At 71.4% G+C, this 18,701-nt stretch carries 17 protein-coding genes and 2 tRNA genes; 8 read left to right on the top strand and 11 right to left on the bottom strand.

Annotated elements, in window-relative coordinates:
• Positions 1–20: 20 nt before the first annotated feature.
• Positions 21–1,727 (bottom strand): HAD family hydrolase, encoded by a 1,707-nt coding sequence (locus IE195_RS17985; RefSeq protein WP_191272976.1) that lies wholly within the window; start codon positions 1,725–1,727, stop codon positions 21–23.
• A 154-nt stretch (positions 1,728–1,881) separates the two neighbouring features.
• Between IE195_RS17985 and IE195_RS17980 the strand changes: the two genes are divergently transcribed.
• The 4 genes from IE195_RS17980 to IE195_RS17965 all read left to right on the top strand — a co-directional run bounded on the left by IE195_RS17980 (position 1,882) and on the right by IE195_RS17965 (position 5,633).
• Entirely contained in the window at positions 1,882–2,913 is a 1,032-nt protein-coding gene (locus IE195_RS17980) for a LacI family DNA-binding transcriptional regulator (protein WP_229826282.1), read from the top strand.
• 152 nt (positions 2,914–3,065) lie between these two features.
• Complete coding sequence (locus IE195_RS17975) at positions 3,066–4,610, top strand: endonuclease/exonuclease/phosphatase family protein (protein ID WP_191272974.1); 1,545 nt, start codon at positions 3,066–3,068, stop codon at positions 4,608–4,610.
• A 78-nt stretch (positions 4,611–4,688) separates the two neighbouring features.
• Positions 4,689–4,916, top strand: a complete 228-nt coding sequence (locus tag IE195_RS17970) for a hypothetical protein (RefSeq protein ID WP_191272972.1) — start codon at positions 4,689–4,691, stop codon at positions 4,914–4,916.
• A 114-nt stretch (positions 4,917–5,030) separates the two neighbouring features.
• Positions 5,031–5,633, top strand: coding sequence for a DUF998 domain-containing protein (locus tag IE195_RS17965; protein ID WP_191272970.1), 603 nt, complete (start codon positions 5,031–5,033; stop codon positions 5,631–5,633).
• A gap of 300 nt (positions 5,634–5,933) precedes the next feature.
• Here IE195_RS17965 and IE195_RS17960 read toward each other — a convergent pair.
• Positions 5,934–6,006: transfer RNA gene (locus IE195_RS17960), tRNA-Ala, on the bottom strand.
• A gap of 168 nt (positions 6,007–6,174) precedes the next feature.
• Between IE195_RS17960 and IE195_RS17955 the strand changes: the two genes are divergently transcribed.
• Positions 6,175–6,495 (top strand): GroES family chaperonin, encoded by a 321-nt coding sequence (locus IE195_RS17955; RefSeq protein ID WP_505819740.1) that lies wholly within the window; start codon positions 6,175–6,177, stop codon positions 6,493–6,495.
• A gap of 84 nt (positions 6,496–6,579) precedes the next feature.
• Here the strand turns inward: IE195_RS17955 and IE195_RS17950 are convergent, their stop codons facing one another.
• Complete coding sequence (locus IE195_RS17950) at positions 6,580–7,167, bottom strand: TetR/AcrR family transcriptional regulator (RefSeq protein ID WP_191272968.1); 588 nt, start codon at positions 7,165–7,167, stop codon at positions 6,580–6,582.
• Positions 7,168–7,326: 159 nt separating this feature from the next.
• Between IE195_RS17950 and IE195_RS17945 the strand changes: the two genes are divergently transcribed.
• On the top strand, positions 7,327–9,108 hold the full coding sequence (locus IE195_RS17945) for an ABC transporter ATP-binding protein (protein WP_191273704.1): 1,782 nt from the start codon (positions 7,327–7,329) through the stop codon (positions 9,106–9,108).
• Positions 9,109–9,133: 25 nt separating this feature from the next.
• Here the strand turns inward: IE195_RS17945 and IE195_RS17940 are convergent, their stop codons facing one another.
• Together IE195_RS17940 and IE195_RS17935 are read right to left on the bottom strand one after the other, a co-directional pair.
• Entirely contained in the window at positions 9,134–10,903 is a 1,770-nt protein-coding gene (locus IE195_RS17940; protein ID WP_191272966.1) for an oleate hydratase, read from the bottom strand.
• 127 nt (positions 10,904–11,030) lie between these two features.
• Positions 11,031–12,023 carry a helix-turn-helix transcriptional regulator gene (locus IE195_RS17935; RefSeq protein WP_191272964.1) on the bottom strand — a complete coding sequence of 331 codons (993 nt, stop codon included), beginning with the start codon at positions 12,021–12,023 and terminating at the stop codon, positions 11,031–11,033.
• A 62-nt stretch (positions 12,024–12,085) separates the two neighbouring features.
• On the opposite strand from IE195_RS17935, the gene IE195_RS17930 reads away from it, so the two are divergent.
• Complete coding sequence (locus IE195_RS17930; RefSeq protein ID WP_191272962.1) at positions 12,086–13,309, top strand: epoxide hydrolase family protein; 1,224 nt, start codon at positions 12,086–12,088, stop codon at positions 13,307–13,309.
• Positions 13,310–13,573: 264 nt separating this feature from the next.
• On the opposite strand, the gene IE195_RS17925 is transcribed toward IE195_RS17930, so the two are convergent.
• From IE195_RS17925 to nadD, 4 genes are all read right to left on the bottom strand, one after another.
• Positions 13,574–13,646: transfer RNA gene (locus tag IE195_RS17925), tRNA-Ala, on the bottom strand.
• 77 nt (positions 13,647–13,723) lie between these two features.
• Complete coding sequence (locus IE195_RS17920; protein ID WP_191272960.1) at positions 13,724–14,347, bottom strand: histidine phosphatase family protein; 624 nt, start codon at positions 14,345–14,347, stop codon at positions 13,724–13,726.
• A gap of 45 nt (positions 14,348–14,392) precedes the next feature.
• Positions 14,393–14,791, bottom strand: coding sequence for a ribosome silencing factor (rsfS, locus tag IE195_RS17915; protein WP_191272958.1), 399 nt, complete (start codon positions 14,789–14,791; stop codon positions 14,393–14,395).
• A 70-nt stretch (positions 14,792–14,861) separates the two neighbouring features.
• On the bottom strand, positions 14,862–15,515 hold the full coding sequence (gene nadD / locus IE195_RS17910) for a nicotinate-nucleotide adenylyltransferase (protein WP_268249181.1): 654 nt from the start codon (positions 15,513–15,515) through the stop codon (positions 14,862–14,864).
• A 253-nt stretch (positions 15,516–15,768) separates the two neighbouring features.
• Between nadD and IE195_RS17905 the strand changes: the two genes are divergently transcribed.
• Positions 15,769–16,860: a M48 family metallopeptidase gene (locus IE195_RS17905; protein WP_191272956.1), complete on the top strand. Its 1,092-nt coding sequence runs from the start codon at positions 15,769–15,771 to the stop codon at positions 16,858–16,860.
• A gap of 133 nt (positions 16,861–16,993) precedes the next feature.
• On the opposite strand, the gene IE195_RS17900 is transcribed toward IE195_RS17905, so the two are convergent.
• Together IE195_RS17900 and IE195_RS17895 are read right to left on the bottom strand one after the other, a co-directional pair.
• Positions 16,994–17,722: an alpha/beta hydrolase family protein gene (locus IE195_RS17900; protein ID WP_191272954.1), complete on the bottom strand. Its 729-nt coding sequence runs from the start codon at positions 17,720–17,722 to the stop codon at positions 16,994–16,996.
• 193 nt (positions 17,723–17,915) lie between these two features.
• Complete coding sequence (locus IE195_RS17895; protein ID WP_191272952.1) at positions 17,916–18,680, bottom strand: SDR family NAD(P)-dependent oxidoreductase; 765 nt, start codon at positions 18,678–18,680, stop codon at positions 17,916–17,918.
• Positions 18,681–18,701 lie beyond the last annotated feature (21 nt).

The raw sequence follows: 18,701 nt of genomic DNA, 5'->3' as shown, positions 1-18,701 counted from the left end.
AGCCGGTGGGTCGGCCGGGTTCAGGTGCCGGAGGGCACGGGGGCTTCGGTCCACAGGCCGAGCAGTTCGCCCATCTCGTCGATGACGTGGGCGGGGCGCAGCTCGGCGGGGCCGTCCTGGGCGGAGCTGATCTGGTCGTCGGCGGCGGAACCGCCGCGGACGATCACCGGGACCCCGACCCCGGCGCGGCGGGCCGCGGCCGTGTCGCGCCAGGGTTTGTCACCGACGAACCAGCAGTCCGCGGCGGCTACGCCCAGGGCGGTGGTGGCGGCGCGGACCGTGGCGGGGTCGGGTTTGCGCAGCCCCAGTTCGTCGGAGTACACGTGCGCGCTGACCAGGTGCAGGATGCCGAAACGGTCGAGCTCCTCCCGGACGGCCCGTCCGCACACGGTGTTGGACACGATCCCGACGGGGATGCCGCGTTCGGCGCAGAACTCCAGAACCTCGCGCACCCCGGAGCGCATGACGGCGTGGCTCTTGGAGCGGGCGTACTCCAGGGTGAGTTCGGACGACTCGGCGAGCAGGAAGGAGCGGGCGCGGGAGGGCAGGTCGCGGCCGACCATGTCGGACCAGAACCGGCGCGGGGTGATCTCGGGGATCGGGCCGCCGGAGGGGTGGGCGGCCTTCCAGGAACGGTAGCGGTCGCGGCCGGCCAGGACGAGGGAGAGGACGGTGTCGGTGGTGGCCGCGTACCCGACGCGGTCCAGGCGGGCCGCCAGGCTCCGGGCGAAGTCGCGCTGGGCGTCGGGGGTGGCGGTGGAGTGCGCGATCACGCCGCCCTGGTCGAGGAGGAGCGCCCCGGGCACCCGTCGGGCGGCCGCGGGCCCCGGTTCTGCGGGGTCGCCGGAGAGCGGAGTGGCGGGCTCCACGGCCTCCGGTGCCTGCCGGGCGGCCTGCGCGGGCACGGCGCCCGGGGCGGCGGGGGCGTCGCCTCGGTGTGCGGGCTCGTCGGGGAGGCTGTGCAGCAGCGGGGTGACCAGGCCCTCGGGGGTGTCCAGGACCGCGTCGGCGTGCTCGCGTACGGGGTAGGGCGGGTGGTCGGTGTGGTGGTGGCGGGTGAGGACCACGGCGCCGGCACCGGCCCGGCGCCCGGCGACGACGTCCCGGTCCTGGGTGTCGCCCACGTACCAGCAGCGGGCGGGCACGGTGCCGAGCGCGCGGGCTGCGAGGGCGATCATCTCGGGGTGCGGCTTGCGAATACCGACCTCGTCGGAGTAGACCTGCACGCCGAACCGGTGCTCCAGCCCGGCCTCGTGGAGGATGCGGCGGTGGGAGCGCCCCGAGTGCGCGTTGGAGACGATGCCGACGCGCACGCCGAGGGTCTGCGCGGCGGCCAGGAGGTCGCGGACGCCGGGACGGACCTCGTGCTCGGAGATCAGCGGTGACATGTCGGCGAGGAGGTCCGCGGCGCTGCCGGCGAGGAGTTCCCGGGCGCGGTCGTCCAGGTCGGAGGCGAGGAAGTCCGTCCAGATGGTGCGGTGGTCGAGTTCGGCCGGGGCGCGGCGGCGGCCCGCGGCGTTCTTCCAGTCCTTCAGCGCGGCCAGGCCGGCGTCCAGGGAGCCGCGCAGCAGGGCCGGGTCGACGTGGTGGCCGGCGCGGGCCAGGAACTCGTGCAGGTGGCGGGCGGCGTCCGAGCGCCCCTCGGGTCGTTTGCGGGTCTGGAAGACGACGCCGCCGAAGTCCAGGAGGAGGGCGTCGGGGCGGTGCCGGAGCGGGTCCGTGTCCAAGGAGTGTCTCCTACCGGTGGGATCTGTGTTCACCAGTGACGTTAGAGACGGGCCCCGGACTCCGGGCGACCCCCGGGTGGACCTTCGGGAAACGCGTCTGGAACGTTCCAGATCCGGATGTGCCCCACTGCCCGGACCGGGCCAGAATGTACGTGTGACAAAAGGAGAGGAACGGCGCGCACCGCGCCCGACGATCGTGGACGTGGCGGCCGCCGCCGGGGTGTCCAAGTCCCTGGTGTCGTTGGCCCTGCGCGGCGAACACGGGGTGAGCGAGGCGACCAGCGCGCGGATCCTCGCCGCCGCCGAGCGGCTCGGCTACCGGTCCAACATGCTGGCGCGCGGGCTCGTGCAGGGCCGCACCATGCTGTTGGGGGTGCTCCTGACCGACCTGGCCAACCCGTACCACACCGAGGTCGTGTCGGGGGTGGAGGAATCGGCCGAGGAACGCGGGTTCACGGTGCTGCTGGCGCACGGGCGCCGGGACCGCTCCCGGCTGACCCGCCAGCTGGACGCCCTGCTCCAGTTGAACGTGGACGGGGTCGTGGTGGTCAGTTCCTGGCTGGAGCCGGAGGTACTGGCCGCCGCCGCGCGACGGGTTCCGGTGGTGATGGTGGGACGCCCGGAGGCCTTCGCACCGGGGGTGGACACCGTCGCCAACGACGACCGGGCCGGGGCCGAGGCGGCCGTGCGGCACCTGGCGGACCTGGGGCACGAACGGATCGCACACCTGGCGGGGACCGGGCGTCCGGCCTCGCGGGCCCGTGCGGCCGGGTACCGGGAGACCATGCGCGCCCTGGGCCTGGCCGGGCGGACGGCCGTGCACGGGGTCGGGGACCCCGTCCGGGGCCGGGACCGGGCCGCCGCCGCACTGCTCGGCGAGGGGCACACCGCGGTGTTCGCCGTCAACGACCTGGCCGCCCTGGCCGTGCTGGACCGGGCGCACGAGGCGGGACGGGCCGCCCCGGGAGGGGTTTCGGTGGTGGGCTACGACAACACGTCGCTGGCGGAGACCGTGCGGCCCCGGCTGACCAGCGTGGACCAGCCGCGCCTGGTGATGGGGCGGCTGGCCACCGGGCTGCTGCTGGAGCGGATGGGCGGGCGCACCGGGGAACGCCACGAGGTACTCACCCCGAGCCTGGTCGTCCGCGGCTCCACGGCCGCGCCGCCCCGCGGGACGACGGGTTGAGGAAGGGGCGCCTCGCGCGCCGGGTCCTCCGGACGCACCGGGCCTGTTCACCGCCCCTTAAACCGTGCTCCTCACAGGTTGGGGACGCCCGTTTCCGGGGTACCGGATGGTGGTTGACCATCCATCCCCCGTAACGAGAGGCCCTCCCCCGGATGCGTGTCCGTTTCCTGATCCCGACGGTCCTCACCGCCCTCCTGCTGGCGCTGGGCGCCCACCCCGTGTCCGCCGCCCCGCAGGGCACCCTGTCCCTGACCGACGGCGAGGAACTCACCTTCGCCTACTCCACACCCGACCCGCACCCCACCAACTGGGTCGGCCTGTACCGCGCCTCCGGGGGCGGCCCCGTGGACGAGGAGTACGTCGCCCCCTCCCTGGTCTGGGAGTACGCACCCGGGGCGGAGGGGACCGTGCGACTGTCCGCCGACTCCCTGGAGCCCGGCTCCTACACCGCCTTCTACCTGGCCCGGGACGGCTACGGGTGGCTGGCCGAGCCCATCGGGGTGGAACTGTTCTCGCAGGACCCGGTCTCCTTCCCGGTCCCGGAGGCCACCCTGCACAACGCCCGTCAGGGCCAGCCCTACGAGGCGAGACTGGGCGGCCTGGTCACGGGCGGCGGCCCGGGGACGGAGTTCGACAAGGTCGAGGGGGACGACTGGGTCCAGGTGTCCTCGGACGGCACCCTCTCGGGTACTCCGCGGTCCTCGGCCCAGCGTGAGACCCCGCCCGGGGTGTCCCGCCCCGACCACTCCTCGGCCCGGGTGACGGTCGAGGCCACCGGGGCCGACGGGTCCACCGCACGCCTGGACGTGACCGTCCCGGTACGCCGTTACGACCAGCCGCTCGTCGACGAGCTCGGCGTGATGAGCCTCAACACCTGGCACGGCGGCACCCAGGTCAACGGCCACCACGAGAAGCAGGTCCGGTTCCTGCTGGAGAGCGGGGCCGACGTCGTCGGCCTCCAGGAGACGCAGGGCGTGCACGCCGCCCGGCTGGCCGAGGCCCTGGGCTGGCACCACTGGCAGGGTTCCAACAGCCTCGGAGTGATCAGCCGTTACCCGATCGTGGAGGAGTACGGGCAGGTCAACGCCTCGGGCGGGGTGCGGATCGCGCTCGACGGCGAGGAGTCGCAGGTCAACCTGTGGAACGTGCACCTGGGCTACACCCCGTACGGGCCCTATGACTTCTGCTTCGACGGGATGGGGGTGGAGGAGGTCCTGGCACGGGAGGCCCAGTCGGGCCGTACCCCCCAGATCACCGACGCCCTCGACGCGATGTCCGACCAGCTGGACGCGGCCGGGGAGGTCCCGGTCCTGCTCCTGGGCGACTTCAACGCCCCCTCGCACCTGGACTGGACCGAGGAGACGCGGGAGAGGAACTGCGGGTACGCCGACGTGCCCTGGCCGACCTCGGTGCTGCCGACCGAGGCCGGGCTGACGGACTCCTACCGGGTGGCCCACCCCGACCCGGTGACCGCCCCGGGCACCACCTGGTCGCCCCTGTACCCGTTCCACGGGGGTTCGACCGGCCGTGAGGAGCCGCAGGACCGGATCGACTTCGTCTACCACGCGGGCGACCTCGGGGTCCTGGACTCGCAGGACCTGGTCGTCGGGGACCCGGCCCCGGCCCCGGGACACGAGGACAACGAGTGGACCACCGACCACGCGGCGGTGCTGACCTCCTACTCGCTCCCGTCCTGAGCCGTCGGCCCCCTCCGGGACCCGGAGGGGGCCGCAGCCCTCTCGTATCCTGGGCCTCCCGTACGGAGGGAGGCTGCCGTGAGCGCGTCCGAGGAGAACCCGCCGAACCCGCACGTCGCCGCCCTGTCGCGTTGGGAGGAGCACGGCGCGCCGTGGCGGGTGGTGGCGCGCACGGACACCGCGGTGACGGTGTCGATGCTCACCTGTGACGGCGGCACCGAGGTGGACCGGTTGACCTCCGACGACCCGGAACTGCTGGCCTTCGTCGACGGGCGGCCCGGCCCCGACCCGGAACGGTCGGACTGAGGGGCCCGGATAACGCCACGGCCCGTGATCCGGGACGGATCGGGGATTGCCGCGGTCGGCCCGACCGGCCTAGGGTCGTCGCATGCGGACAGCAGATGACGCGGAGTTCCCCCTGTGACGGCGCTGTTGTGGGCGGGCGCGGCCGGGGCCCTGCTGTTCAACGCCGTCTTCCTGGCGGACGGCCTCACCCGGCCCGGCTACGACCCGGTGCGGCAACCGGTCAGTGCCCTGGCGCTCGGCTCCCGCGGGTGGTTGCAGACCACGAACTTCATCGTGTGCGGGCTGCTGGTCACGGCGGGCGCGGGCGCCGTCCCCGCCGTGTTCGACAGCCTGTTGCTCGCCGGCGCGGTCGGGGCTCTCGGCCTCGCGCTGGTGGCGTCCGGGGGGTTCGCCATGGACCCGATGCGGGGCTACCCGCCCGGCACCCCGGACCGAGCCCCGGAGGAGCTGTCCCGTTCCCACCGGATCCACGACGCGGCCGGGGCGGTCGTCTTCACCCTGCTGCCCGGGACGGCGCTGGTCGCCGCGTTCGTACTGGCGGATCCGGCCTGGAAGTGGGCTTCGGGGATCGTCTGCGCGGCGGCCGCCGTGGGCGCCGGTGTCTTCGGGCAGGCCTGGGAGAACGACTCCCGGTACGCCGGTCTGGTGCAGCGCGCGACGATCCTTCTCGGCCTGGTCTGGCTCGGGGTGCTGTTCACGCACGGCGCCGTCCGGTGACGAACCGGACCGGTGAACGCGCCAGCAGGTGCGCACCAGGGCGGGGAGCGCCCCCTGGACAGCAGTCGGGCCCGCACGGAAGGTCGCGGAGCGACTGACCGTACGGGCCTGCTTGTGGCCCCTGGGCAAGCCGACTACAACCCACGAGGCGCAGCCTCGCGTCGTGAGAGAGGGCCTCACTCACCCCACCGATCTGCGCGACCTCAGCCGCAGGGGGCACCTCGGGGGTCTCCCCCGGGCAAAACGACGAACGACCCTGCCGAGCGGAGAAATCCGTCGTGCAGGGTCGTCCTGAGTCCGTGGAGCTATGGGGATTCGAACCCCAGACCTCCTCCATGCCATGGAGGCGCGCTACCAACTGCGCCATAGCCCCTGGTGGGCCGGGCGGTTTCCCCGCTCGGCACGTGAATACTCTACAGGAAGTCAAGGCTGGGTCGAACCAGGGTGAAACCACGGGTGGCCCCCGGATGGCACCGAGGGGCTTACTGCGCGCCCCGGGAGCGTGGAACCGAGGCCGGCCGGGGCCGAATATCCTGGGTTGGTGCCCGAAACCAAGCTTGAAATCCAGATGCTCCACGACCGCCTGTTGGTGAAGGCGGTCCCGGACAAGAGTGAACGGCGCAGCAGCGCGGGTCTGGTCATCCCGGACACGGTGAAGTTGGCGACCCGGCTGGCGTGGGGTGAGGTCTGCGGCGCCGGGACCGGTGCCCGGCACGTGAAGACCGGTGACCGCGTGCTCTTCGACCCCGAGGAGCAGGGCGAGGTCGAGTTGAACGGCGAGCGGTACGTGATCCTGCGGGAGCGGGACGTGCACGCGATCGCGAACGAGGCGCCGGAGCGGGGCACGGGCCTGTACCTGTGAGGCCGGCCCCCTCCGGGGGTCCGGCACAGGCCCGGGCCGGAGCCCGGGCCGTTTCCGGGCCCCGGCGGCCCGAGGGATCGCCGTTCATCCCCTCCTGTCCCTGGCCAGGGCCTTGACCAGGGACATCAGGCACATGTTGTGGGCCTCGAAGGCGGGGACCCTGGCGACGTTCACGTAGAGCCACCCCGCGTAGAGCGAGGACCACAGGAGTTGCTGGGCCCAGAGCGGGGTGACCCTGGGGTCGATGGTGCCGTCCTCGTGTCCGCGTTCGACGAGTTCGTAGAGGGCGAGGTCACTGGGCCCGCACGCCTCCTCGTCGTACTCCTGCACCTGCTCCTCGCCGCCGAGGGCGATCATGGCGACCCTGCGCAGCTCGAAGTACTCGGACACCAGGCGGGAGAAGGCGTCGATGGCGGGACCCTCGGTGGTGCGGGCCCGTTCGGTGGCCTCCTGGGCCAGTTCGTCGGAGTACTCACCCAGCGCCGTGATGAGGTCGGCGCGTTCGGGGAAGTAGCGCTGCAGCGTGCTGCGGGCCACCCCGGCGTGTGCGGCCACCTGGGACAGCGGTGCCGCCCTGTTCTCACCGAGCACGTCCACCGCCGCGTCGAGGATCACTCGGCGGGTCCGTGCGCGGGTCCTCGTCTCTTCCTCCGAGGAGGCACTCTTCACCATGTCCTCATCCTAGAGGCGTAGGTACTTCATTGACAATAATCGGTCACATGTGACCTAATTTAGAGCATGGATGATCATTCAAAGGTAGACAACGCTTCGATCGTGCCCCCGGGAGAAACCGGAGCGAGTACACCGGAGCCGCGCTTCGCCCAACTGAAGGTGCTCTGGTCCTTCGTCCGCCCGCACTGGCGCAAACTCCTGCTGGGCCTGGTCCTCGCCCTGTTCGGCTCCGCCCTGGAACTGGCCAACCCGATGGTGGTCAAGCTCGTACTGGACACCATCTCCGAGGCGGGCAGCCTCGCCATGCCGATCGCGGTCCTGCTCTGCCTCTTCGGCGTGGGCACGGTGACCGGCCTGTGGCACTGGATCGTGCTCGGCACCGTCGCGGAGAAGGTCGTCCTGGACGCACGCACCTCACTCGTGCGCCGCTACTTCCGAGCGGCCCTGATCCCGCTCTCCAGACGACCCTCGGGTGAGCTCGTCACCAGGGCCACCTCCGACACCGTGCTACTGCGCGAGGCGGCTTCCAGCAGCGTCATCAGCCTGATCAACGGCGGTGTCCTCCTGGTCGGAACACTGGTCATGATGGGGGTCCTGGACCTGGTCCTGCTGGGTGTGACCGCTAGTGCGGTGACCGTCGTCACGGTCCTCTTCCTCACCCTGATGCCCGCCATCGCCAGGACCCAGGAGAAGGCGCAGAACTCCCTCGGACTCATGGGCGGAGTCCTCGACGGGTCCCTGCGCGCGATCCGCACGGTCAAGGTCAGCCGGGCCGAGGAGCGCCTGGGTTCGCAGATCCTCACACACGCGCGGGAGTCGGCCCGGCACGGCGTCCGCTCGGTCCGCCGCGAGGCCGTGGCCTGGACGGTCGCCTTCGGCGGCATCCAACTGGCGATCATCGCCATCCTCGGCGTGGGCGCGGTCCGGGTCTCCTCCGGCGAGATCCCGGTCTCCACCCTGGTCGCGTTCCTGCTGTACGCGTTCACCCTGATGACCCCGGTCATGGAGCTCTCCCGGAGCGTGACCACCCTCCAGTCGGGTATCGCCGCCGCCAGGCGCATCCGCGAGGTGGAGGCGATCCCCCTCGAACCCACGGCCCAGGACCCGGACAGCGCCCCGGCGCCCGTCCCGGACACCGTCGGCGCTTCCGCAGGAGGACACGGCACCGGGGAGGGGAGCCCGCTGCTGGAACTGCACGGGGTCACCGCCCGGTACGCGCCGGGCGCCGCCGCGGCCCTGGACAACGTGGACCTGACCGTTCCCAGACGCGGCCACACCGCGATCGTGGGCCCCTCCGGCGCGGGCAAGACCACCGTGCTCTCCCTGCTCCTGCGTTTCCTGGAGCCCGAGCACGGCCGGATCACCCTCGACGGGACGCCCTACCGGGAGCTGTCCCCGCAGCAGGTGCGGGCGCACTTCTGCTACGTCGAGCAGGACACCCCGGTGGTGCCCGGGACCGTCCGCGAGAACCTGCTGTTCACCCGGCCCGGGGCCGGGGAGGAGGAGGTCCGGCGGGTGCTGGAGGAGGTACTCCTGACCGAGAAGGTGGACTCCTTGGCGGAGGGGCTGGACACACCCCTGGACGCCACCTCGTTCTCCGGCGGCCAGCGTCAGCGCATCGCCCTGGCACGCGCCCTGCTCGGCTCCCCGGACGTACTGCTGCTCGACGAGGCCACCTCGCAGGTGGACGCGATCACCGAGGCCGCCATCACCCGGAGCGTGCGCCGACAGGCCGAGCGGGCCGCCGTGGTGACCGTCGCGCACCGCCTGTCCACGATCATCCACGCGGACCGCATCCTGCTGATGGAGGACGGCGGGATCCGCGCCCGGGGCACCCACGAGGAGCTCCTGGAGCAGGACGCCCTGTACCGGAACCTCGTCGCGGCGCTGCACATCTCCGAGACCGGGAGCCGGGGCGAGGAGGTGCCCGCCGGGGCCTGACCGCCGCCCCGGGCCTCGGGCCCCTTCAGTCCTCGGGGAGCAGGTGGTACTCCTTCAGGAGCGCGCCCACCTCGGTGGGGTCGAGCCTGCGCTCCAGGAGTCTGCGGGCGATCGGGCCCAGCGGCAGCCTCAGCTCCTCGCCGTCGCGCAGGCGGCTGGTCGCGGCCAGGAGCGAGCGCACGTCATAGGTGGAGTTGAACACCTCGGGCACCCCGCGTTCGAGGTCGAGGAGCTGGTAGACCGCCTCCATCGGGGTGCGCACGGAGTACTCGGTGGTGAAGATGCAGTCCCGGGTGCCGCTCTCCGCGAACTGTCCGATGAAGGCGAAGTTGACCGAACCCTCGGGGACCACGTCGGGACGGTCGCCGGCCTGGCGCGGCATGAAGAACGAGGTGACGTAGGGCATCATCACCGGCACGCACTTGGCCCCGGTCTCCGCCATCTCCGGGATCTCCGCCACGGGGACACCGAGGTGGTACAACCACTCCTGGGTGATCTCCTCACCGGTGCACTCCTGCATGGTCTTCCTCACGAAGTCGCCCGGCCGGTCCACGAACAGGGAGTACACCCAGGCCACGATCTGGTCCTCCGGCTGCTGTTTGAAGTGCGGCTGCCGGTTGACCGTCCAGCTCAGCAGCCAGGCGGAGTCCTTGGCGGTGACGATTCCGCCGGTGACGACCCCGCCGCTGAACGGGTCGCGTTTGCACACCTTCTGGATGTACTCCGGGATGCGCCGGTCGAGGGTGGTGACGGTGGCCGACTCCCACTTGGTCTCGGGGATGTGCGAGCCGAACACGTCGGGGCGGCCGAAGGCGGGGTCCTTGGCCGCGATGCGGCGCCACAGCTCCCAGGCGGGGGCGGGCCCCTCGTCCAGCTTCGCGGGGGTGTGGTGGTCGCCGTTGTCGGAGTTCTCGGTGAGCGAGCCGATGGTCATGAACAGCAGGTCCTCGGAGCCCAGGTCGACACCGCCCGTGGCGCCTTCCCGGACCCAGTGGAGGCGGGTGGCCTGTTTGCGGTCGGGGGTGACCTCGAAGTCGACGTCGGTGACCTCGGTGTCGAAACGGAAGACCACGCCCTGGTCCAGCAGCCACCTGTACAGCGGCAGGACGAGCGACTCGTACTGGTTGTACCGGGTGAACTTGAGGGCGCTGAAGTCGGGCAGGCCGCCGATGTGGTGGATGAAGCGGTGCAGGTAGAGCTTCATCTCCAGGGCGCCGTGCCACTCCTCGAAGGCGAACATGGTGCGCCAGTACAGCCAGAAGTTGCTCCTGAGGAAGTCCTCGCCGAACACCTCGTTGATGCGTTTGTTCTCCATCTCCTCGCGGGTGGCGAGGAAGACCCTGACGACGTCCTTCTGTGCCCTGTCGTTGAGCGTGAAGAGACCGTCGGTGCGGGCGGCCTCACCCCGGTTCACCGTGGCGCGCTGGAGGGAGTGGTTGGGGTCGTCCTTGTTCAGCCAGTAGAACTCGTCCAGGACGCTGGCGCCCTCGACCTCGATGGAGGGGACGGAGCGGAACAGGTCCCACAGGCACTCGAAGTGGTTCTCCATCTCGCGGCCGCCGCGGACCACGAACCCCTTCTTCGGCTCCTTGATGCCGTCGAGGGCGCCGCCGGGCAGTTTGAGCCGTTCCAGGACCGTGATCCGTTCCGCGGGCATCTGGCCGTCACGGATGAGGAAGGCCGCACCGGAGAGGGAGGCGAGCCCGGCACCGACGAACCAGGCGGTCCTGTCCTCGATCCCCTCCGGTTTGCGCGGCCGCGCGAACGCCTCGTAGTTACCGCTGGTGTACTCCATACCCGCTCCCCCTCCGGCGCGGGTCCGGCCCCGCCCGTGATCGGCTGCAACAGTCCCCACCAGTGTTTCCGTGAGTCGGCAAACCGGGCCGCCCGACAGGCCCAAGTCAGGGTCAGGGCAGCACAGGTCAGCGCACGGGGCCCTCCGTCCCCGGGACCTCCCCGTCAGGCAGGGCGGCGGCACACCTCCTGGCCTGGTCCCGGAGGGCCCCGACGAGTTCGGGCGGGCCGCTGACCAGGGTGAAGTCAACATTGACCGAGGTGATCATCCAGACCAGCTGGTAGGGGCTCTCCGCTCCCAGGTGGAACAGGCAGGACCGCTCGTCCACGGCCTCCAGCACCCCCATGCCCGGCCACACCCGGTCGGCGACCGCCTCGACGGGTTCGTGCAGCCGGACGACGGCCCGGTGGGGCCAGACGCCCGAGGACAGCTGGTGGGAGACGTAGAGGGCCGCGTCGCCGTACGGTGGGCGGCTCGGCTCGAACCGGGGCCCGGTGGGGGTACGCGGGACCAGCCGGTCCACGCGGAAGGTCCGCCAGTCGCGGCGGTCGGTGTCGAGGGCCACCAGGTACCAGCGGCGGCCGAAACTGACCAGGCTGTGCGGCTCGACGGTGCGGACCGACTCCCCTCCGTGCGGACCGGTGTAGTCGAAGCGCAGCCTCTCCCTGCGCCGACAGGCCTCGGCGACCGCCATCAGCGTTCCGTGGGACACCGTCGGACCGGGTTCGGCTCCCGCACGCACGGTGGCGCCGTGCAGGGTGCTCACCCGCTGCCGCAGACGGGAGGGCAGTACCTGTTCGAGTTTGCCGAGCGCGCGCAGCGAGGCCTCCTCGATGCCGCTGACCGAACCGTCAGCGGCGGTGCGCAGGCCCACGACCACGGCCACGGCCTCCTCGTCGTCGAGCAGGAGTGGCGGCATGGCGGCTCCTCTCCCCAACCGGTACCCGGCGGTGCCCCGAGCGGCGAGCACCGGGTAACCGAGTTCGCGTAGGCGGTCCACGTCCCGGCGTACGGTGCGGGCGGTGACGCCGAGGCGCCGGGCCAGGTCCGTCCCGGACCGCTCCCCGTGGGTCTGGAGCAGCGACAGCAGCGCGAGCAGTCGTGCGGAGGTCTCAGCCATGGATCCCATTCTGTCCTCCTCCTAGGAAGGTACCTGTCCTAACCGGCTCCTAGCGTGAGGCCATGACGAACACACAGCAGGAACCACAGGCCGTCCGCCCCTTCCGTATCGACGTCCCCGAGGAGCACCTGGCCGACCTGGGGACACGGTTGGCCCGTACCCGGTGGCCGGACGAGCTGCCCGGTACGGGGTGGAGCCGGGGCGTCCCGGTGGACTATCTCCGCGGCCTCGCCGAGTACTGGCGCACCTCCTACGACTGGCGGGCCCACGAGGCGGAGCTCAACGCGTATCCGCAGTTCACCACCGAGATCGACGGACAGAACGTGCACTTCCTGCACGTGCGGTCACCGGAGCCGGACGCCACACCGCTGATCCTCCTGCACGGCTGGCCGGGGGCGGTCACGGACTTCCTGGACGTCATCGGCCCCCTCACCGACCCCCGTGCCCGCGGCGGCGACCCGGCGGACGCGTTCCACCTGGTCATCCCGTCCCTGCCGGGGTTCGGGTTCTCCACTCCCCTGGCCGGCCCTGGGATGGGGGCGCCCCGGATGGCCGGGGTGTTCGTGGAGCTGATGTCCCGACTGGGCTACGGGCGCTACGGCGTCCAGGGCTACGACGTCGGTTCGTGGGTCGCCCCAGAGATGGCGAAGCAGGCCCCGGACCGCTTGGTCGGGTTGCACCTCAACGCCATGCTCACCTTCCCCTACAGCGAAGAGGAGGAGAAGGCTCTTGAGGGCGCGGACCGCCGCCGCTGGGAGTCCGTGCAGGACTTCAACGACGGCTACCTCCAGTGCAACGGCAAACGCCCGCAGACCGTCGCCTACGGGCTGACCGACTCACCGGTGGGCCAGCTCGCCTGGGTGGTGGAGAAGTTCAAGGAGCTGTCCATGCCGGAGGAGGGACTGCCCGAGGACAGCCTGGACCGGGACCGGATGCTCACGTGTGTGTCGTTGTACTGGCTGACCGGAACCGCGGGTTCGGCCGCGCAGATCTACTACGAGGAGATCTCCGCGAACGGCTGGAGCGGCGCGGGCGAGGGGGACGGGGGTTCGGACGGCTCCGGTGCGGCCCACGACGAGGAGTCGGGCTCCTGGTCACCGGGGCGCGTGACGGTGCCGACGGGTGTGCTGCTGTCCGCGCACGACGTGACCGTCCGCGCCTGGGCCGAGCGGGACCACGACGTGGTGCGGTGGACCGAGCTCGGCGAGGGCGGCCACTTCCTGGCCATGGAGAGGCCCGCCCTGCTGGTCGGTGACGTGCGCGCGTTCTTCCGCGCCCTCCGGTAGGACCCCCGGAAAGCAGTCGGGCCCGCACGGGGGCTGCGCAGCAGCCAACCGTACGGGCCCAGGTGTGGAGCTATGGGGAACGTGACCCCAACCCCCGAGACGCGGCCTCGCGTCGCAAGGAAGTACCCCGTCCGCCCCACCGGTCGGCGCGACCCGGGCCACAGGGGGCTACCTCGGGGGGTTCGGGGGGTCTCACCCCGGGAAACACGAAGGACGACCCGGCGAGGCGGCCGAAAGCCACCGAGCAGGGTCGTCCTGAGTCCGTGGAGCTATGGGGATTCGAACCCCAGACCTCCTCCATGCCATGGAGGCGCGCTACCAACTGCGCCATAGCCCCTTGTGGGAGCCGTCGGGGCGTGTGCCCTTCCGACTCCCTGAACCTTAGCGGAAAGTTGGCGGTCCGTCGAAACGGATTCAGGCGTCGTCGCTGAGCACCACGGGCTCGGGGAGGCTGGCGGCGTTGTGTTCCATGAGCCGCCAGGCGTCCCCGCGGGCCTGGAGGACGGACCAGCAGCAGTTGCTGAGCGGCCCGAGGATCTCGCGGCGTTCGTCGGGGATACCGAGCATGCGGGAGATCCCCATTCTGAGGGCGGCACCGTGGCTGACGATGACGAGGAGGCCGCCGGCAGGGGTCCTGGCCAGGCCCCGGTCGACGGCGGCGCGCATGCGGTCGCCGACCTCGGCGACGTCCTCCCCGTCGGGGATGCTCATGGTGGGGTGTTCGGCGGGCCAGCGTTCGGCGAGCTGGGCGGCGGTGAAGCCCTCCCATGAGCCGCCGAAGCGTTCACGGAGCGCCTTGTCGTACTCCACCGGGACCCCGGAGGCGCGACCGAGGTACCCGGCGGTGTCTGCCGCGCGTTTGAGGTCGGACGCGACGATGACGTCGGGATTCAGGGTGGCGAGGAGCCGACCGGCCCGTTCGGCCTGGGCGTGGCCGACCGGGTCGAGGTCGATGTCGGTCTGTCCCTGGAAGCGTTTCTCGACGTTCCAGGCGGTGCGTCCGTGCCGCCAGAACAGCACACGAGGGGTCTCACTCACGCGGTGTGTCTCTCTTGTTCTGCGACCTGGACGGCCGCGCGGAGGTTACTGCTCGTCCAGCGGGGTGCGTTCGGCACCGCGGGCGCCTTCGGGGAGCTCGATCTCCGGGCAGTCCTTCCAGAGGCGTTCGAGGCCGTAGTAGCCCCGCTCCTCCTCGTGCTGGATGTGGACGACGATGTCGGCGTAGTCCAGGAGGACCCAGCGGCCGTCGCGTTCGCCCTCGCGGCGGACGGGCTTGGCACCGGACTTGATGCGCAGCTGGTCCTCGACCTCGTCGACGATGGCGCGGACCTGGCGGTCGTTGGGCGCCGAGCACAGCACGAAGGCCTCGGTGATGACGAGCTGGTCGCTGACGTCGTAGGCGATGATCTCCTGGGCGAGCTTGTCGGAGGCGGCCTCTGCGGCGACCTTGACGAGTTCCACGGCCCTGTCGGTGGCTGTCACGTTGTGCTTGCTGCCTTACTTGTTCGGTGTTCGGCTGGTGCCGCGCGGACCGGATGGTGCGCGGCGCGGTTCAGGACTCCAGGTAGAGCCCGGTCTTGTTGATGTAGCGGACGATGCCGTCGGGCACGAGGTACCAGATGGGTTCGCCCTTGCGGACGCGTTCGCGGCACTCGGATGAGGAGATGGCGAGCGCGGGGACCTCCACCAGGGAGACCTTGCCTTCGGGCAGGCCGGTGTCGCTGAGGTGGTGGCCGGGCCGGTTACAGCCTACGAAATGTGCGAGGTCGAAGAGTTCGTCAACGTTGTGCCAGCTCAGAATGGCGCCGAGGGCGTCGGCTCCGGTGATGAAGTACAGATCCACCTCGGGGCCGTAGGTGGCGCGCATCTGACGGAGGGTGTCGAGGGTGTAGGTGGGCCCGGAGCGGTCGATCTCGATGCGGTCGACCCTGAACTGGGGGTTCTCGGCGGTGGCGATGACCGTCATGAGGTAGCGGTCCTCGGAGGGGGTGACCTTGTCGAGGTCCTTCTGCCAGGGTTGGCCGGTGGGGACGAAGACGACCTCGTCGAGACCGAAGAGGTGTGCGACCTCACTGGCGGCGACGAGGTGTCCGTGGTGGACGGGGTCGAAGGTACCGCCCATGATCCCGACCTTGGTCGGCGCGGAACCGTCCCGTCGCGCGGGGGAGCTCCCCCCGTGGGAGACGCCGGTGGCCTGCTCTGTCACTGTGCGCTCCGTTTCGCAGTGGCGCTGCCGTGTTGCCGGTTTCGGCCAACCGAGGTTAGCCGACCCCGGGTACCGTCGACGGTTCGCGGGTCCGCCCGTTTCGGCGCCGCGGGTGTGTCACTCCCTGGAACTGGTCAAACAAGGACCGTGTCGCGTTGCTTCCCCGGGGCTTCGTGAAACACCGGGGAATCACGTCATATCTCGTTCGCCGCAAACCGTGGCCAAGCGGCATCGTGCCGCATAGCATGCCGATATGGCCAACTCACCAGACCGCGTACGTGTCCGGCTCACAGACATCTCCCCTCGTGCCTACGAGCACCCCGCGGACCGTGGCGCCCTGGTCGCGCTGCGTTCGCTGACGGGGTTCGACACCCTCGTCAAGTCCCTCTTCGGGCGGATCAACGAGCGCTCGCTGCGCCTGATGTTCCTCTCCAGCGCCGTGCGGGTGAGCCCCACGCAGTTCCCGGAGCTGCACGACTACCTCCGCGACGCCGCCTACGTCCTGGACCTGGACGAGGTGCCCGAGCTCTACGTCAAGATGGACCCCCAGCCCAACGCCATGGCGATCGGCCGCAAGAAGCCGTTCATCGTCATGACGACCGGCCTGTTCGACCTGTTCAACGCCGAGGAGAAGCGTTTCGTCATCGGCCACGAGGTCGGTCACGTGCTGAGCGGCCACGCCGTGTACCGCACCATTCTCCTCCTGCTGGTGTGGCTGTCCACCAAGATCATGTGGATCCCGCTCGGCGCCATCGCCATCCAGGCGATCCTCGCGGGGCTGCGCGAGTGGCAGCGCAAGTCGGAGCTCTCCAGCGACCGTGCCGGTCTGCTGACCTGTCAGAACCCCGAGGCCGCCAAGCGCGCCCTGATGAAGCTGGCCGGTGGCTCGAACCTGTCCCAGATGAACCCCGACGCGTTCATGGAACAGGCCCGCGAGTACGAGAGCGGCGGTGACGCCGTGGACAGCGTCCTCAAGCTGATGACCACCGTTCCGCAGAGCCACCCGTTCGCGGTGGTCCGGGTTGCCGAGCTGCACCGGTGGGTCGAGAGCGGTGACTACCAGCGGATCGTCGACGGGGAGTACCCGCGCCGTGCCACGGACCGGGACGCCAGTGTCTCCGAGGAGACCGCCAACGCGGCCAGGTCCTACCGGGAGGGCTGGAACCGCAGCTCGGATCCGCTGGTCAAGACCATCCGGGACGTGGCGGGCGGTGCCGGGCGCGCCGGGGGCCAGTTCTTCGACACGGTGGCCGACCGTTGGCGGGGAGGCCAGGGCGGCGGTACCGAAAGCGACCGGAACGGCGGGGGCGGCAACGACAGCAGCGGTGGCGGCAACAGCAACTGACCTGCTCCGGCCCGGTACGGGAGCAGGACCGGGGCTGAGGGGAACGAGGGGTTGAGACAGACACAGGGGTGGCCGCCGCCGACGCGGAGGAACCGCCCCTGTGGTGTGTCCGGGACGCCCGGGAGCGACCGGGTCAGCCCCAGCCGGTGGCGAGTGTCTCACGCACCGCGCGCCAGGCGGCGCGTGCGGGGTCGATGACGGCGAAGTGGTCGGTCCCGGGGACCTCCAGGTACTGGACGGGGTCGCCCGCGGCCCGGGCGGCGGACGCGTAGCCGCGGCTGTGCCCGACCGGGACGCGCTGGTCGTCGGCGCCGTGCACCAGCAGTTGGGGCACGCCGAACGGCAGCCGGTGCAGCGGGGAGGACTCGGCGTACAGCTCCGGTGAGGGGTCGGGGCCCAGGAACGGGCCGACCGCCCCCTCCCCCAGCCCCGCCTCGGCGCAGCGGCGCAGGTCGGTGATGGGGGCTAGCGGGACCACGGAGGTGACCGGGGAGTCCGCGGCGGTCAGCAGGGCGAGGTGGCCTCCGGCGGAGTGGCCGACCGAGACCACACGCGAGGTGTCGAGGCGTTCGTCCCCGGCGGCGGTGGCGGCGAGCAGGTCCAGGGCGCGGGCGACGTCGTCGCGGGTCTGCGGCCAGCCCCCGCCGTCCGCCCCGGTCCGCCGGTACTCGACGTTCCACACCGCCCAGCCGGCGGCGGACAGGTCACGGGCGAGCGGGTCCATCAGGCGGGCGTCGTGCAGGTCCCGCCACCAGCCGCCGTGCAGGAGGACGGCGACGGGGGCGGGGGCGGGGGCGCCGGTCCCCTGCGGCGCCCAGCGGTGGACGATCTGGCTGGGGTGCTCACCGTAGGCGGTTGCCACCGTGCTCTCCCTGGGTCGGGGTGGGTCGGGACGCCGCCGGTACCGGGTGGCGTCTGTCTCGCTGGAGGAACCCAGCAGGCCTCGGAGGGCGTGGGGCCGACCGGGCCGGTCCGGGGCCACGGCGGCCGCACTGACCTCCTGGTACAGGGCGAAACGGCGCCGCTGTCCGGTCGGGGCGCACGCCCGGACGGGCTCACCGCTGGGTGCCGCCTCCGTCGATGGTCAGGGACTGTCCGTTGACCGCTCGGGCCAGGGGGCTGGCCAGGTAGGAGATCGCGGCGGCCACCTCCTCTGGCTCGATGAGGCGACCCAACGGGCTGGTCCTGGCCAGAGCGGCCTCGGCCTGTTCGGGCTCGCGACCGGTGCGTTGGGCAAGGCGCGACACCGACCGCTCCGTCAGTGGGGTGCGGACGAACGCGGGACACACGGTGTTGCTGGTGACGCCGGTACCCACGACCTCGGCGGCCACGGAGCGGGCCAGGCCGAGCATCGCGTGTTTGGAGGCGGTGTAGGCGGCGGCGTAACGGGAGCCGGTGTGCGCGGCGGTGGAGGCGACGAAGACCACGCGCCCCTCGTCGCGTTCGAGCATGCCCGGCAGGAGGGCCCTGGTCAGCAGGAACGCGAATGTGGTGTTGGTGCTCAGGTGGCGTTCCCACAGTTCGAGGCTGGTGCCGGGCAGGGGCGCGCCCTGCGCCGTCCCCGCGTTGTTGACCAGTACCGAGATCTCGCCCAGGTCGTCCGCCAGTGCCTGGACCGCGCTCTCGTCGGTGAGGTCGCAGACCCGGGAGGTGACGTTGAGCCCGTGGGCGCGGGCTCTGCGTTCCAGGGCGGCGAGACGCCCGGAGTCCCTCCCGAGGGCGATCACCTCGTCCCCCTCCTTCGCCAGGGTGAACACGGTGGCCCTGCCGATACCGCTGGAACCACCGGAGACCACGACACGCCGTTCGGAGTCAGCCATGCCCGGAACGTATCACCGGTG

This window comes from Nocardiopsis terrae (genome assembly GCF_014651695.1).
In the GTDB taxonomy this organism is placed as follows: domain Bacteria; phylum Actinomycetota; class Actinomycetes; order Streptosporangiales; family Streptosporangiaceae; genus Nocardiopsis; species Nocardiopsis terrae.
The sequence above is the reverse complement of the archived record's forward strand: the minus strand, read 5'-3'. Positions and strand labels throughout refer to the sequence as shown.